This is a genomic window from Plantactinospora mayteni (assembly GCF_016862935.1).
GTDB classification, from domain to species: Bacteria; Actinomycetota; Actinomycetes; order Mycobacteriales; family Micromonosporaceae; genus Plantactinospora; species Plantactinospora mayteni.
In genome coordinates, this window is sequence record NZ_BONX01000052.1 from 51,755 (window position 1) to 64,706 (window position 12,952).

At 69.8% G+C, this 12,952-nt stretch carries 10 protein-coding genes; 9 read left to right on the forward strand and 1 reads right to left on the reverse strand.

Annotated elements, in window-relative coordinates; translation table 11 throughout:
- The first annotated feature begins 14 nt into the window (after positions 1-14).
- Positions 15-365 (forward strand): WXG100 family type VII secretion target, encoded by a 351-nt coding sequence (locus tag Pma05_RS33930; protein ID WP_203861609.1) that lies wholly within the window; start codon positions 15-17, stop codon positions 363-365.
- Positions 366-394: 29 nt separating this feature from the next.
- Positions 395-691: a hypothetical protein gene (locus tag Pma05_RS33935; RefSeq protein ID WP_203861610.1), complete on the forward strand. Its 297-nt coding sequence runs from the start codon at positions 395-397 to the stop codon at positions 689-691.
- 122 nt (positions 692-813) lie between these two features.
- On the opposite strand, the gene mycP is transcribed toward Pma05_RS33935, so the two are convergent.
- Positions 814-2,106, reverse strand: coding sequence for a type VII secretion-associated serine protease mycosin (mycP, locus tag Pma05_RS33940; protein ID WP_239313672.1), 1,293 nt, complete (start codon positions 2,104-2,106; stop codon positions 814-816).
- A gap of 126 nt (positions 2,107-2,232) precedes the next feature.
- Between mycP and Pma05_RS33945 the strand changes: the two genes are divergently transcribed.
- The 7 genes from Pma05_RS33945 (at position 2,233) to Pma05_RS33975 (ending at position 12,710) form a co-directional block, all read left to right on the forward strand.
- Positions 2,233-2,625, forward strand: coding sequence for a YbaB/EbfC family nucleoid-associated protein (locus Pma05_RS33945; protein ID WP_203861611.1), 393 nt, complete (start codon positions 2,233-2,235; stop codon positions 2,623-2,625).
- Positions 2,613-2,954, forward strand: a complete 342-nt coding sequence (locus Pma05_RS33950) for a hypothetical protein (protein WP_203861612.1) — start codon at positions 2,613-2,615, stop codon at positions 2,952-2,954. Before Pma05_RS33945 ends, Pma05_RS33950 begins: the two co-directional genes overlap by 13 nt.
- Before the next feature lie 18 nt (positions 2,955-2,972).
- Positions 2,973-10,358 carry a WXG100-like domain-containing protein gene (locus Pma05_RS33955; RefSeq protein ID WP_203861613.1) on the forward strand — a complete coding sequence of 2,462 codons (7,386 nt, stop codon included), beginning with the start codon at positions 2,973-2,975 and terminating at the stop codon, positions 10,356-10,358.
- A complete protein-coding gene (locus Pma05_RS33960; RefSeq protein ID WP_203861614.1) occupies positions 10,355-10,639 on the forward strand; it encodes a hypothetical protein in 285 nt (94 codons plus the stop codon). Before Pma05_RS33955 ends, Pma05_RS33960 begins: the two co-directional genes overlap by 4 nt.
- Before the next feature lie 193 nt (positions 10,640-10,832).
- On the forward strand, positions 10,833-11,462 hold the full coding sequence (locus tag Pma05_RS33965; protein ID WP_203861615.1) for a hypothetical protein: 630 nt from the start codon (positions 10,833-10,835) through the stop codon (positions 11,460-11,462).
- A 1-nt stretch (position 11,463) separates the two neighbouring features.
- Positions 11,464-12,132 carry a hypothetical protein gene (locus Pma05_RS33970; RefSeq protein WP_203861616.1) on the forward strand — a complete coding sequence of 223 codons (669 nt, stop codon included), beginning with the start codon at positions 11,464-11,466 and terminating at the stop codon, positions 12,130-12,132.
- A gap of 26 nt (positions 12,133-12,158) precedes the next feature.
- Positions 12,159-12,710 (forward strand): hypothetical protein, encoded by a 552-nt coding sequence (locus Pma05_RS33975; RefSeq protein ID WP_203861617.1) that lies wholly within the window; start codon positions 12,159-12,161, stop codon positions 12,708-12,710.
- Positions 12,711-12,952: the final 242 nt, after the last annotated feature.

Genomic DNA, 12,952 nt, shown 5'->3' on the forward strand with positions numbered 1-12,952 from the left:
AGAAGGAGCAGCCGATGAGCATGCTTGCCGGTAGAACACCAGGGTTAGATTCCGCGTCGCAGGCCACCAACGTCGTCGCCGATTCCATGGCGTCGTACATCGCCAGGTTGGAGGCGATCGTGGGGGAGGTAATGGCGACATGGCGGGGAGGCGCAGACCAGGCCTTCAAGGACAAGCAGACGGAGTGGCGCGCGGCCGGGGACAACTGCGTCCGCAAACTCCGCGAGCAGTCGGTTGCCCTGCAGAAGGGCAGCGGCGCGTACAACGAAACCAACCTCGAAGCGATGGGGATGATGAGGTCAACGCAGCAGGGCGGCGGGTCCGCGCCGTTCGGTGGTGGCCTCGGCGGCCCGGTCGCTGGTTGACAGTCGGAACCTAGGAGAGGACTCGGCACATGACCGACTGGATCAGAGCCGAATTCGGGGCTCTTGACCAACTCCGGCAAGGCATCGCCACGACCGGCGCCGGTTTCGACGGCGAACACGACACCTGGTCGTCCGTCATCGGCCAGCTCACGGAGGACTGGCCGGACATGGCCGGCGGCAAATTCAACGAGGTCACCACGGCGGCGCTGAACTTCGACCGGTTGAACAACGAATTTCTCGTCATGCTGGGCGTCGCCGTCGACCGGGCGAACCAGCTCTACCAGGGGACTCTGGCGGAAGTCAGCAGGCTGATCCCGGAAAGCTGATCGGCCCGAACACTGAACCTTTTTCAACCTCCGCTTGCGGTTCGTCGGACCGCAAGGTCGGAGGCGGGGCGTGAGCGCCGCGCGGTTCAGGTTGAAAAAGGTTCACTCCTCGGCGCAGCGGGTCAGCTCCTCGTCCGCTCCTCGACGGGGGGCGGCGGAAACAGGAAGATCTCCTCCGGTGGCTCGTCGCGGGGCGGGGCTGCCGCCGGCAGCTCCGCCCGCCCCGGCAGCCAACGGCGGCGGCGGCCCCGCGGCAGCGCCCAGGCCAGGACCGCGGCCAGCGCGAGAGCCACCGCGCCCGCGCCCGCACCGAGCTTCGCGCTGGCGCTCGTCCGGTCCCACCAGGCCGCGACGCGGACCGCCTCCGGATCCGGCGCGGGGAGCACCACCTCGGGCATCGCGAGCGGGTCGCGCTCGGAGAGCCCCTCCGTCACCGCCCGATACGGGTCGACGACGCCAGCGCCGTACTCCCGGCTGGACCGGCCGCCCCGGGCCGGTGCGGCGGTCGCCATGAGGCGCTGGGCCGTCTGTTCCGCGGTCAGCTCGGGCCAGGCCGAACGCACCAGAGCGGCGGCGCCGGCGACGAACGGCGCGGCGAAGCTGGTGCCGTCGTGGTAGGTGTGCCCACGCACCCTGGTCGCGCCGACCACCCGCGTACCCGGCGCCACCAGATCCACGTAGTCGCCCACCTGGGAGCCCGAGGGGCGGGCACCGGCGATGTCGATCGCGCCGACCCCGAGCACCCCGGGGTACGCCGCTGGAAACGACGCGGTCGGCCCGCTGTCCTGCCGGTTGCCCACCGCCGCCACCAGCAGCGCGTCCTTGGACTGCGCGTAGCGAACGGCGTTGCGTACCGCCGGGAAGTCGCCGTAGCCCGAGAGCGAAAGATTGATCACCTTGGCGCCGCGGTCGGCGGCGTACCGGATGCCCCGGGCGACCGCGGCGGGATCGATCGGGATCGGCTCGCCCTGGTCGTTGAGTTCGCGGTCGGTGATCCGGACCGGCAGGATCCGTGCCCCGGGCGCGACCCCGCGAAAGCCGACCCCGCCCGCCGATCTGGCGGCGATGATGGAGCCGACCGCGGTGCCGTGCGAGACGCAGTCGAAGTTGCCCCGCAGGTCGCCGACGAGGAAGAAGTCCCGACCGGCCAGCACCCGCCCGCGCAACTGCGGGTGGTCCGCGTCCACCCCGGAGTCCACCACCGCGACGACGACGCCGGCACCCGTGCTGTGCCGCCAGGCGCTCGGCAGGTCGAGCAACTGCTGGGCCCACGGCAGGTCGGCGATGGCCGGCCGCCCGGGCTCCGGGTCGCGACAGGCGCTGGCCGGCGGCGCGGCAGACGCGGGCCCGGCCGAGACCGAGGGTACGGCCACCGCCACCGCGATGGCCAGGAGAACGGCGGTGGGTGTCTTCACGATGACGCATGCTCCGACGCGCTCCGGGGTCCTGGGCACCCGTGACCGGAACAGGCCAGTGTCCTCCGGAGCGGCCGGGGCCGCGACATGCTGATTCTCGGGTGTGGACCACGCTGGGAGGCCAGGTTGGACATCTCAGTTGGCGAGCTGACCACGCGGCTCGCCGAGTACTCACGGCTGACCGAGGATCTGCTGGCGATGCGCGAGGGGATGGACAGGATCCGCATCACCGCCTACTCCGCGGACGAGCTGGTCACCGTCACCGTCGGCGGCCGGGGTGAGCTGATCAACCTCGAACTGGACCCACGAATCTACCGCGAGCCGGACGCGACGGCCCTGGCCGAAAGTATCGCCGCGACCATCCGAGACGCGGCCGAGGCGGCGGCCCAGGACGCGGCCCAGATCGCCGGGCGGGTGATCGGTGCCGGGCCCGACGACGAGGTGGACCCCTGGTTCGACCCGGCTCTGCGACTGCTTGACAGCGAGCCGGAAAGGAGCCAGCGGCTATGGCGGGAATGACCGGCGACGGCATCCGCATGGACATCGGGGCGACCCGGGCGGTGATGCAAGTGCTCAGCCAAGTGGCCGCCACACTCCGGGCCAGCTGGACCGACGCCGAGGGCGCGATCGAATCGCAGGTCGGCCAACTCGGCAACGACCGGATGGGCCGGGAGTTCCGCGCGTCGTTCGACCCGGTGGTGGAGGAGCTCGCGGTGAAGCTCGACCTGCTGATCGGCAAGGTCGAGCGACGGGGGAGGACGGGCCATCTCGCCGTGGACCGCTACGAGATCACCAAAGCGGAGACCGAGCAGGTCATCAGGGATGTGCCCCAAGCGGGCCAGTCATAGCGGTCGGCGGGCCACGATATGGACATCCCCGAGCCGCCCGACCCGAGCGGGTTGTGGGCGGAGATCAAGGCGCTGGCCAACCCGTTTCCGCAGGACAGCGAGACCCAGGCGTACGCGCTGGCGGACGCACTGGATGCTGCCGCCGGAGGAATCGAGCGAGCCGCCGACGACATTCCGGTGATCGCCGGCCTACTGCCCGCCGTCTGGCCGGACACGGAGGGATTGAACTCCGCGGAATCTGTGCGTGTCCTCGACACTGAGCTTCGCCCGCTCGCGCAGGCCCTGCGGGAACTGGCCAAGCACGCCCGCGAGTACGGCCGGACGATCGTCGAGACAAAAATCAGTCTGTGGATCGAAATCGGCGCCAGCGCGGCCCTGTTCGTCGCCCTGCTCCCCTTTCCGGGCGCTGCCGCCGGGGTGGTGTCGCGGCTGGCCGTACGCCTGGCGATGTTGGGCGCGGAGGGGGCCGGGCGGCTGGCGGCCAGCGGCCCCCTGCAAATGGCGAAGCACCTCCTCATGCAGGCCGGGATCGGGGCCGCTACCGAGACGGGCAACAGCACCACGACACAGCTCCTCAGCATGGCCGGGGGCCACCGCGACCAGTTCAGTGGCAAGGACCTCTTGATCTCGGGCATTGCCGGCGCCAGCGGGGAGGTGGCCGGGGACGCCCTCCGGAGGGTGGCCACCGGAGCGATCGCCGAGGCAATACAACGGGGACTCCAGCGAATCGGTCTCCCCGCGCCGCTTGCCAGCCATCCGGCGATGTTCATCGAGGCGACCGCCAACAACGGCATCACCTCACCGACGTCCAGCTACGCCGCCGACAAGGCCGTGAACGGCGATTGGGCGGCCCTCGCGGACATCAACGGCTACCTCACCGCCGTGGGGAACGATGGGTTGAGCTCCGGACTGATGGGGGCGGGTGCTGCCAACAGCCGGCATCTCGGGCTGCAGCTGAACCAGCTCGGCTCGCCGCCGGAGTCGGGGCCCACCGTTGGGACCGGCTCGCCGGTACCCATCGATGGGAACCCGCCGATCAACCAGCCCGCGATGCTGGTGTCGGACCCGGCCACGGCTCCCCTATCGCCTGGCCAGGCTGTGACACCGACCGAGGCTGTGACACCGACCGCGGCGGCGGCACCGACCGAGGCGGCGGTGCGGCCGCCTGGGCAGGCCGTGACGCCGCCGGTAGGCCAGGCCGTGACGCCGCCGGTGACCGACGCGGGCCCGGTTGGGCTGGACACCAACCGGCAGGAGCGGGGCGTGCCCCCCGCGGCCAGCACCGCTCGTCCGGCGCCAGCCCCAAACGCTGGCCCGCCGAACGATGCCGGGACGACCGAATTCGGTACCTCGGACCCCACGCAGTCCGAGACCGCTGCCGGTCCGGCTGTGACCCCGTCCCAACCCTCCGGTCTAGACACCGTGCACCAGCCCGAGACGGTCGCGCCCGACGGCACCTCGGGGACCACCGACGCACCGGCGGACGGCGCAGCGGAGGCCGGCCCACCGGGGGGCGGCTCCCTGGAAGGCCGCGCCCCAGTGGAGGCCGGCCCATCGGCGGACGGGCCAGCAGAAGGCCGCGCACTGGAAGACCACACCCCAGCGGAGGCCGGGCCAGCGGCGGCCGCGCCAGCGGAGAATGGCCCGTCCGCAGCCGGGCTGTCGGGAGACGGCTCGTCGGCGATCGGCCCACCGTCCGCCGGAACGTCGGCGGCCAACCCGTCCGCGCCGATCACCCCGCCGTCCACCTACACCGCCGTGCACCCGATCGTGTACTCCGCCCTGCACCCGAACGGCCCGAACGGCCCCGGCTCCGGCTCCGACCCGACGCGCCGAAGTAGGCCAACCGATCCCGACCTCACGGGTCCCGACCCGATCGGCCCCAAGGCGACTCGCACGGACGGGCCGGGTACCGCCCCGAACGGGCTGCGCCAGGACCCGGACAGCGACGTCGTACGGGGTGCCCGCGCGTACGACCGCGATACTGCAACACTTCCGGAAGGCGGAGGAAACCGACCAGGAGATTCACTACCTCTTCGGGTACCCAGAGCTGGACCGGAGGTTGACCATCAACAAGCTGGACCGGACATTCCGGGTGACGGACGAGCGCGAGAACCCCGCCCTCAGAGCGGTGGTACGACGGATCCTGACCCGGGAGGCCGCCGAGAAGACCTGGCCGACAGGGGGCGGGATCCAGTCCTAGCCCGCACCTCCGGAGAGCGAGGCCCCCACGGGTCAGATTCGCCCCGGATCACTGCGGCGCACCCCGGACCTCACGCGGACAATTCCCATACCGCCACCGATCTGCCGGGGGCACCGGCGAGCGTCGGCGAGTCGGCTCCGCAACGGGTGTTCTGGCATCTGAAGCGGGCGCTGCAGGGCCTTGGCTCGCTGGAGGTCAACAACAAGGAACGCATCGCAATCCTGCGGATGCCGGGCAGACCGGCACTGCGGTTCATCGTGGGCACTCCGCCCGGGGGCACCCGAGCGCACCGGACCGAGGTCGCGGAGAATGGCGAGGCCGTTGTCGACGTCGTGATCTCGGACCGCCCGCCCGTCGGCGAAGCAGCGGCCAGGCGGTGGGTCAACCGCATCGTGGCCCATGAGCTGGCCGAGGACGCCGCCCTGCGGAACGAGAGCTTCGTGGCGCGCGCCAGGGCGAAGCTGCGGGCGTTGACCGAGGGGCCGGCGCATCCCGACGCGCTGCGACGCGGGGCCGACCCGTCACTGAACAAGCGCAGTCCGCACGACGAGGGCCACCGGGCCGAGGTCAAGGTTCTGGTGGCGGAACTGAAGGCGGCCGCGGCGAAGGCGGCCGCGGGGGACCCGGCTTCAGCCAGAGCCGTGAAAGACATCGAGGTCGAGTTGGGTCTGTTGCTCGACCACCTCGGTATCGGGCATCCGGATCCGAACGCACCGGACGCGCGACACGCCAAACACCGGCGGACCCTGTTGAACCTCAGCATCGACGAGTACGCGGCAATCCGGCCACTGCTGAGCCACGATGCCGCGTGGCGCTCGCCCGAGCGGCGGGTGGCCCAGCTGGCACGAACCGGCGAGGTCGAGACCGTCAAACTCCACGACGGGACCCCCGTGCTTGTGCGGTTCCGTCGACGCAGAGACGGGGGCGGGACCGGATTCACGGTCAACCCGCCGAAACCGCGATCCGATTCGGACGGACTACCCGTACGCGGTCCGGACGGGCGCGTACTCATGGACCCTGCCGAGGTCGTCCTCGATCGGTGGGCCAACATCCCCAAGTTGGTGAAGCACGGCCTCCTCGACCACGTGCGGGCCAGGTTGGAGCCGCCCACCTTCGTACCGTGGACGTCGCGGGCTAGTACGCCGGACGAGTTGGCCAAGCTGGCCGAGGCGGTCCACTCCGCGAGCGACAAGATCAACGATGGTTTGGCCGAGGTCGATGCGAAGCTCATCGGCTGGCTCGATACCGGCGACCAGATTGTTGTCCAGGTTAGGACCAAAGACGGTGACATCGACGTAAAGCTGCGGCTCGGTTCGCTGTCTGAGGGTGAGACAGCCCGGCTGGAGGCGGTTGTCGATCCCAGCCCTGGTACGACGCGTCAAGCCCGGCTTGTCATCGCGGAGAACGTCACGGAGCTGAACGCAACCGTCGCCGAGGCGGTGGTGTGGACGGTCGAGAGGCTCCGCCAGGTCGATGACATGCTGCGCGTCGCCCGCCGCGGCGCCAAGGTGGACAAGGCGCTGCTCGCGGCCGTCGAACAGGCCCACCGGATGGGGAACCCCGACCGGGTCGTGGCGAATCTCGCCAAGGCGGGCCTGCTCAGCGACCAGCCCGGGTCCCGGCAACTGGTCAAGGGACTGCTGAACTGGCTCAGCAAGACGAAGGGGACGATCATCCCGCGGAAGACGATCATCCCGTTGCGGATGTTCGACACCGGCTTGCCGCGGAAGGACGTCGACGCATTGCAATCTCTGCACCGGGCGCTCGACATGGCCGTGAAGGAGAATTTCACGAACGGCCACGTCCGCGGTGCCGGGATCCGTCACCTGAACGGTTTGACGCCGGTGGCGAGGATACGCATCGACGACTCTTACCACCAGATTCCGGTCGAGGTCACAACGCCTGGCCAGCGTGACTTCGCCGTACAGCTCGTACCCGACAAGAACGCCCCGAACGGGTACCGGATGCAGGTGCGGGAGGACGCGAGCGAGGCGGCGATCCTCACCGAGGTCGCCAGCGCACTGGCGGAGTACGACGTTCTCGCGCGTCTGGTCGGCCCCGGCATGGTGGCCGAGCAGGATCCGGAAAGGTTCACCGAAGCTGCGACGCGCAGTGCTCGGCTCGCGGTGCTCACGTCGTTCTACGGCCGTGCCACTCCGGCCGAACGGCTCTTGATCGAACGGTACGCCAACGCGACGATGTCCCGCCCGGAGGATGCCGTCAACAAGCTGCGCGAGGTGACCAGGCATCGGGGGGGAAGACTCAAGGGGCCGCTGGTCGCCGGCCCTCAGGGGCGAAAACCGTACCGGCCTGCCATGTTTCGCCGGCTCGTCTCGCAGGTCGGCAGCGTCGCCAACACCGTGCTGGTCGGCGTGGAGTACGGCCGCAGCCCGGTCGGCATGTGGACGAGCGTGTATTCGGGGCTGGTCGGCAATATCGCCCAGGGCTACGCCGACGGGAACCTCGGCAAGCCGTTCCCGAACGTCCAGCTCGTTGCCGACCCTGAGGCCAAGCTGGTCAACAAGGAAAAGGTGCGCAACCCACCCGCCCGCAGTACGGGCGACCCGATCATGGACAACGTCCAGAAGCGGGTCCTGAATGCCGCTTCTTCAAGCGTGACCACGTATGTCGTCATCCAGCTCCTGGGCGGCGACCCGAGCAGGGCCGGCGTCGGCGGTACGTTCACGCTTGTGGCGTCGCTCAGCCAGGCGGTTGCGGACAAGGCCGCCGATCCGTACGAGATGACCGCGACCGGCAAATACAGCGCCCTGGAAAAGCTGGAGCCGGACACGGTCCGCAACATCTGGGCGGAGAACTTCTACTTCTTGATCCGGAGCCTCCACGACGAGGGGCAGACGCCCGACGCCCAACTGAAACAGCAACTGGAAGATGCTCGGGAAAACATCCAGAAGGCGATCGACAAATCCGAGGAGGAGGTCGAGAACAAGGTCGCCGCCCTGCACCGGCGCCGCAGCGTGGTGGTCCAGCCAGCCAAGAACCTGTGGAACCGCACGGGCGGGCGGGTTTCCGACGGGTGGAAGTTCAAGCCGGCGCCGGGCCAGAGCTACGAGTTGCGCCATCTACTGATGAAGGCGCAGGCGCCCGCTCTGGTCAACCCGCTGCGCGTCGGGTGGCAGCACGCGGTGATGCAGGGGCCATCGCTGTACCTCGGGTTTGGGACAACCCCGGAGCTGATGCTCGCGAACATGCTGGGACAGGCAGGGCGCGGCGCCGGCTACGGGGCGGTCTGGACGCACCTGTCGGCGTGGGAGGCCGACGACAAGACGGCAGTGGCCGCCGCGAGAGCCCTGAACCAGCTCCGTGAGTCCAAAAAGATGATCGATGAGCTGCTCAGCGCCGATCCGCGCAACAGGCGCCCCGGTCCGCCATCCGGACGCCTGGCGATTCTCACGCAGACCCAGCGGGATCGTGCGGCCAATATCCCGCCGGAGCAGTCAGCCCGGTTGCAGTCGCTGAAGCACGTCGCGGGCTTCGTCGGATCGGCGATCGCCGCCAGTCCGCTACTTCTGGCGGACATTCCAGACGGTAGTGAGCACATCTGGCTGATCGGGTCGGCCGCCGTCGCCGCCGCGTACGCCCTCGGTGAGGGCGTCATGCGCGTGGTCACCCCGATAATGAAGCGGATCGATGCCGACCGGCAGCTTGGAGAAGCGGCCAAACGGATCCCGTTAACTCCACTGGAAAGGGCGCAGGACGCGACCAGAATTGCCGAGCAGGCCGCCAAGGCGGCCGAAGAGATCATGCCAATGCCGGTGCCGGACGAGGAGCGGGTGCCGTTGGCGATCAGGATCGCCGAGGGCATGGTCCGAGCTGGGCTTGGCGCTTGGCGCCTCCTCGCCGAAAGTGGCACGGCGTTGCGGCCGGGGGACAATCCCCCTGGTGGCGTGCACCTGAGCCGCCGGGACGCGGCGGCGGTCAACCGCCTGGTCGAAATCGTCCGGGACCTGGATCGGGTCGTGGCGATGGAGCAGAATCATCAGCGGATGCCCGTCGGCCAGCCCCCTGAGATGCTGCGCGGAGACCTGCGGCTACAGCTGGAGTTTCTGGGCCTGCTCGCCGGCCAGGCCGGCTCGGCCGCCCGGTGGGAGGCCGTGGTCAAGGACGTCCAGCTCCGGTTCGATCTGGACCTGGAAAGCGAGACGGCGCTGGCCGAGCTGCGCAAGGACTTCGATGAGGATTGGTCGGACAACGCGACGCGGGACGCGGTGCACACGTGGGTGGACAAGGAACACAAGAAGAACCTGCTGAGGTACAACCTGATTCAGGCACTCGACGTGATGGCCCGTAATGGATGGTCCACGGTCAACGTTGCGGCGCCGGGCGGGCTACGCGATCTGCGTCTCACCCCGGACGGTACGGTCCGGGTCAGTACTTGGAGGGGCTCGTTCGAGCTAGAAGTCCAGCCCCGCCGAAACGGGGACGATGCCGGCGTGGCCATACTCGAACCTCGGCCAAAGGGACCGCACCGGCTCTACGTCGACCCCGCCGTCATCGGTGACCCGACCCCGCCCGCCGTCATCGGTGACCCGGCCCGGCTGGCAAAGGTGCTGCACGGCGCCGTCAATGCCTGGCTCGCCGATCGTGGTCCGGACCTGACCGCTCCGGACTTCGGCGGTGCCACCATCCTGGCCTTCCACGATCCGAGCGAGGGCAGCACCGCAGCAAGCCAGGGAAGCCCCGCACCGGCCGGTGGCGGAAACACGACGGCTGGGGCCGCCGGGAAACCGACGGGCGCAGTGCCGGACGGCGCCCCGTCCATGGCCGGCCCCGGCGGCAACTGGCGTACGATCGACGAAACGCCAGGCGGGGCGATAGGGCAGCAGAACAATGCCTCCTGTGTCTCCGCTGTCGGCGCGATGCTGTCCGGAAAGTCGCAGGATGACCTCATCGATACGCTCGGCGCGCCGGCACCGATCGCCCGCCTGGCAGCGGCGCTCGGCCCCGACTGGCGTGGCGGGTACGTCGGCCCCGACGCGTTGCACCTACTCAACCAACGCGCACCCTGGGGCGCTGAACTCAAGGACCCGCTCAATCCCATCGGACACGCGGTCGTGGTCGACGGGGTACGCCCCGACGGGCGAATCATGATCCGCGACCCGTGGGGCGGCGGTTCGTCATACGCGATGGACGTTGACGAATTCCTCGACTACTGGAACGGAAACGCGGTGTTCAAAGAATGACGGACAACCTACCCCCGGCCCGCTGGCGGCTGACCGGCATGGCAGCCAAGGACGACTCGACCTATACCGTCAGCGTGGTGGACGACGACGGAGAGACCCGCGAGTACGAGTTCACCGCCGAGAATGTCGACATCGCCGGCAGTCCCGTCCTTCTGGTCTCCGGTTTGGAGTTCGGCGACGACACCATCTGGGATCGCGAGGGTGCGGTCGCCGTTTCCGAGGCGGTACGAGCCTTCCACATAGCCCGCCAACGCACCCTCCGCCTCGGTCGCCCGTCGTAGCTTCTTCGCGGACACCAACGAGAACCACCCGGCCCCGGGCACGGTCCAAGACGGTCCAAGACGTAGCTCCCGGTCCTGGCCGCCGACGCCGCCAGGGAAACCCGCCACACCGCACCTGCGGTGCCTCAGGCCCGCGCTCGCTGGTTTCAGCACTCGAGCATCTTCACTGTCTTCGATTGGAGAAGCTGGCTACGTGTCGAACATCGAGAAGATCAACGCCGAGCCGCATGCGTTGATGGCCGACATCGATCGAGCGCGAGGGCTGACCGACCTGGGCCTGCCGACCTCCGGACTGGTCGCGATCGGCCACTACCTGGGCGTCTTTCCCACCGAGGAGGGCCGGTGGCATCACGAGGTCCGGCGCGGACCCGACATCGAGCGGCTCACCGAGCCCGAGGCCAGGGCCTGGGCGGCACCCGGCGACCCGAGCCACGCACCAGCCACCCTGGATGCCCTGGTCAGCCGCGGCCTGCTGGTGCCGGTCTCCTGGGACGACGCCACCGGGTTCGCCCGCGCCCACCGGCTGCTGCCGCTGCTCTCCGGGCTCGGGCCCGACCCGCAGGAACCGGACAACTGCCGCATCGGCACGTTCGGGAAACCGATCGTCACCGTGGACCGGCTCGGCTACGAACTGTGGATCGAAGCGGGCGGCCAGCCGTCGCTGTGGGACGCCTGCCGCAGGTTCGCCGTCACGAACACCGAACCGGCCCTGATCGACCCGTACGCGGTCCTCCTCGCCCTGCTGGACCGGCTCGACACGCTCACCACCGCCGGGGCGGCCTGCCTCGACCTTGCCGTGCCCGCCGCTCCGGGATCTGAGTGACATGCCCACCAGCACAGCACCGCTGATGTTCCCCGTCGGCCACTACCTCGGACCGACCGTCGGAGCCTCCGACCCCCTCGCCGGCCCGCACCGGGTACGCGTCGCCGGACAGATCCGCCCGCTGCCGGGCGGTGACCCGTACACCCTCTGGCTGCTCGCCCACACCGTCGGCGGCGGCCCGCAGCCCTGGGCCCCGGACCAGATTGCCGAGCCGGCCCAATTCGCCACCCCAGCCCAGATCGCCGATCCGGCGCCGTGGCTGACCCCGGAGCGCTTCGACCGGGCCGTCGCCCAGCTCGCCGAGCGCCGGCTGCTGCTCGTCGTCGATCCCGACGACCCGGCCGAGGCCACTGCCATGGCGCGGTCGTACCGGTGGAACAGCATGCTCCACGGGCACGGCATGCGACTCGAGTGGAACGGCCTCTACGGCATCGGTGGACCCGACGGGCCGTGGATTCTTACCGACAACCTGGCTCATGACATCTGGCGGTGGGCACCGGTCACCCCCACGCTGTGGGACGTCTGCGAAGCCCTCGCCCCGGCGTACGAGGATCCGCTCGACGACGACGATCCCACCGTGACCGGGGCCGACGAGTTGCTGCCCTACCTGCTCCGCCGGCTGCATCTGCTGGTCTGCTCCGACGCGGGCTTCCTCGACGAGGCGTACTGAGAGGCGGGTGCCATAGCATGGGCGGCATGGCGTTGCGGCTGGCCCGGACGAGCGCGGAGGCGCACCTCTACATGGAGCTGCACCCGTGTGAATCCTGTGGGGAGAGCGGCTTCGCACCAGCCAGCTCGATCGTCGAGGCCGAGGGTGACCTGGCCAGCCGGTACACCGGCAGTTGCCCGTCGTGCGGCACGGCCCGCGAGTTCACGTTCCGGATCCCCGACGAGATCCTGCTGCCCGGTGACGAGGACCCGCGGTTCGGCGACGATCGGCCGTCCGAGCTGTTGGACGCGGGCGAGTGGCTGTGGCTGGCGGACGCGCTCGCGCGCGACGCGCCGGCCCACCCCAGCGGGGTGGACGCCGAGGATCGCCAGAGCGCCCGGATCGATCTGCTCACCGCGGCCTCGGCCCTCTCCGAGGTGCTGAAGTTCGTCCCGGCGGGTGCTGACGCGGTGCCGGCGGAGGCGCTGTGGAGCGGCCGGGGTCGTGAGGTCTACGCGGCCGGGCCGGGCCGATTCCGTCGGCTCCGCCTCGAAGCCGTCCGCGACACCTACCGTGACGTCGCGGCGCGTTTCGGATAGCGCGGTAGGGCATGGTGCCCTCGGCACCTGACCGGACGTAGGCAACGCGGAGCGTGAACGACAAGCTCAGGACCTGCGGGACAGATCGGTATTCGGACGCGCATGACGCTGCCGGGCCGCCGACGGCGGGACGTTCGACTTCGGATGGATCACGCGGCGGATCGGGCGTCATGGAAACCTCATGTCTTCCGTCCGATCGTGTACGGCGGTGGCGCGAACGCGTCGACCCGGCCGCGACGGAC